This window comes from uncultured Clostridium sp. (genome assembly GCF_947036855.1).
Lineage (GTDB): Bacteria > Bacillota > Clostridia > Clostridiales > Clostridiaceae > Sarcina.
The window spans coordinates 1-2,507 of record NZ_CAMQRY010000216.1 but is presented as its reverse complement, the minus strand read 5'-3'; the positions used below and the strand labels follow the sequence as shown (position 1 = coordinate 2,507).

3 protein-coding genes are annotated in these 2,507 nt (G+C 26.3%); 1 reads left to right on the top strand and 2 read right to left on the bottom strand.

What is annotated here, in order from left to right; translation table 11 throughout:
• A partial coding sequence (locus Q0V15_RS12955) for a Dabb family protein (protein ID WP_297439556.1) occupies positions 1 to 245 on the bottom strand: 245 nt, incomplete at its 3' end.
• Positions 246 to 881: 636 nt separating this feature from the next.
• Between Q0V15_RS12955 and Q0V15_RS12950 the strand changes: the two genes are divergently transcribed.
• Complete coding sequence (locus Q0V15_RS12950) at positions 882 to 1,835, top strand: alpha/beta hydrolase (protein ID WP_297439555.1); 954 nt, start codon at positions 882 to 884, stop codon at positions 1,833 to 1,835.
• 60 nt (positions 1,836 to 1,895) lie between these two features.
• Here the strand turns inward: Q0V15_RS12950 and Q0V15_RS12945 are convergent.
• A partial coding sequence (locus tag Q0V15_RS12945) for a hypothetical protein (protein ID WP_367173780.1) occupies positions 1,896 to 2,507 on the bottom strand: 612 nt, incomplete at its 5' end.

Below are 2,507 nucleotides of genomic sequence, written 5' to 3'. Positions count from 1 at the left end.
GCATTTTTAGCTACTGCTTGATGTTTTGGATGTACTTGATATGCATTTAAATCTTCTAATGATTTGAATGTTGAGTATAACACTAAATCATAAGCTGCTTGTGATCTATTTATATCTATTCCAACTTCTATCTCAACGATTTCTTTTATTTCTGATTTTAAAGCTTCTAAATCTCTTTTCATTTTTTGCATATTTTCTATTCTATTTTCTTCTTTCACTGTCCACATAACTATATGTTTAATCAATCTAATTACCACCTTTTTATATCTTATTTTATTATTTATTCCACTTAAATATTATTTATCTTTTTAATAATCTCTATTTTATGTACTTTAACCTATCATTTATTAATTCGAGTTTACTAAATTAGATATTGACTGTCAAAATTTAATTATACTATCTAATGTTTCTTCTTTTAACTTTCTTTAGCAATTTATCTACAAAACTACCTTTTTATCTTCTATTTGTTAATTTTATAGATATTTTTAATTAATTTTATAATTTCTGTATTGTTACCTAGATATTGTATCATTTATACTTTTATTATTATAAATGATAGGAGATTTGTGATACTGCTAGTAGTAAAGAAATTTTTGATGCTATTCCACATGATAACAAAGAACTTTGGCTTGTTGATGGAGCTACTCATATTAAATCATTTGATAAAAATTCAGATGAATATATTTCAAAAGTTATGAATTTCATTAAGACTTTTAAAGATAAATAATACTCGTGGTTACTTTATGTAGCCACTTTTTTATATAAACTATTAAATTTCTAAAGATTTAAGGTTAAATATACTTATATATATTGAATTATACTATCTACAAACACTATAATATTCTGTAAATAAAAGGATTTTAAGGGGAAATGTATTATTTATGAAAAATAAAAAAATTACTACTATAACCGTTAGTGTTTTAGCTACTTGTTCACTTATTATTGGAGTTTCTTATTATATGGGAAAACTTGTTTATGATAGCTCTGTTGGATCTTCTCAAAAAATCGAAGAAGATGAAATGGTTGCTGTTTATGGATCTAGAGATGGAAAACCATTAGATAAACTTGATGAATATAAACATACTAATCTTATGATTAAAAGTCCTAAGAATAATTATGAAGTTCAAGCAAAGTTCATTGAATGTCCTACTAAGTCTGAGAATACTGTTATCCTTGTCCACGGTATTGAAAGTAACTACAATGAATATATTTTCTATGCTGATGAGTATTTAAAGAAAGGTTATAATGTTATGCTTTATAACCAAAGAAATACAAGCCTTACCGGTGGAGATAACTATACTTTTGGACTTTATGAAAGATTTGACTTGGATAGTGTTGTAAAACATGTAAATTCAAAATTCCCAGATGGAAAAATCATTGTTCAAGGTTTTTCTATGGGAGCTGGAACTACAGCTATGCACTCTGAACTTAATGAAAAAGATAAACTTGTTGACCTATATGTAATTGAAGGTCCTTATAGCCGAATGTCTGATGCTATTGGTCTTGGTATTGATGCAGAAAATATTCCTGTAATACCAACTGATTATCTTAAATACTGGGGAAATATTTATACTAATATCAAAGATGGATTTGGATATGATGATGTAAATCCATATACAGCTGTTCAAAAAATCACTACACCTATGATGATTATTCATGGGCTTGATGATACAGTATGTGCTCCTGAAAATAGTCAGGAGATTTTTGATAATATACCTCATGATAACAAAGAATTATGGCTTATTGAAAATTCTGCTCATATAACAGCTTGGGATGATACTGGTGATGAATATTTTAAAAGAATTTTTGCCTTTATTGATAAAAATCTAAAATAATATAGAAATGGACTATATCACATGAAGAATTCATTTCTTCTAGAATATAGTCCATTTTTTCTATTTTATTTTTTTTGAAGTATATTTATCTATTAATTCTAAAAATTTACTAAATTCATCTGGAAAAGCATTTAAGCCCTCGCCCTTATATTTTGTTCCATCAGCAAATTCAAGTTCTAAACTCCACTCTTTATCTATATGCTTACTTTCACCATTATAAATTCCATCCCACTCTTTAACTTTTAAAATTTCAAGTTCATTTGATAATTCGCCAATTTCTACTTTGGAAAAATGAATACTTTCTTTAAATACTCCATTCTGCTTTTCATCATTTATAATATCAACAAACATCCCTAGTTCACTATATCCATACTTAAAATTTTCACTTTCCTTATCTATATATAAATAATGAGATGGAGCACAAAAACTTCCATAGTAAAAATTCATTTTATTTATCATATTTTTATTACTTCCATCAGCACTTATTCCTTCAAAAAAACTTTTTTTACAACTTTCACAAAAATATTGTGCTGACTTTTTATCCTTTTCTATACCACCAAGAATAATTTCACCTTTTCTAGCTAGCAAATAATTCTCATCACTTGGATAACCATAAATAATCTTTTTTATATCACCTGAATAACACATTGGACATTTAAGTTTCATAAACTC

What these genes read in the sequence shown, in the direction of transcription:
- Q0V15_RS12950 (WP_297439555.1), top strand. Translation starts at nt 882, where the DNA reads ATGAAAAATAAAAAAATTACTACTATAACCGTTAGTGTTTTAGCTACT.